The 276-nt window shown below is 44.2% G+C and carries 1 protein-coding gene; it reads left to right on the top strand.

Translation table 11 applies throughout. The annotated features are described in order from the left end of the window. On the top strand, positions 1-276 hold a 276-nt coding region (locus V0R37_RS22110; RefSeq protein ID WP_489685816.1), incomplete at both ends, for an RraA family protein.

Here is a 276-nt window from a genome sequence, read left to right as displayed (position 1 = left end):
CAAAGAGATTCTCAGTCAACCAGGTAAAGGTAAAGTTTTGGTTGTTGATGGTAATGGTTCTTGCCAAAAAGCCTTAATGGGCGATCAAGTTGCGATCATGGCAATTGAAAACGGTTGGGAAGGCGTGATCATTAATGGTGCCATCCGCGATGTTGTAGCGATGTCACAAATGGATTTAGGGATTAAAGCGTTAGGTACCTCGCCCTTTAAAACTGACAAGCGTGGTGCAGGAGAGGTCAATGTGACTCTAACTTTGCACAACCAAATGGTTCAACC

Source organism: Pollutimonas rozaliensis, assembly GCF_048751585.1.
GTDB lineage: Bacteria > Pseudomonadota > Gammaproteobacteria > Burkholderiales > Burkholderiaceae_B.
This window is presented reverse-complemented; position numbering and strand designations above follow the sequence as displayed.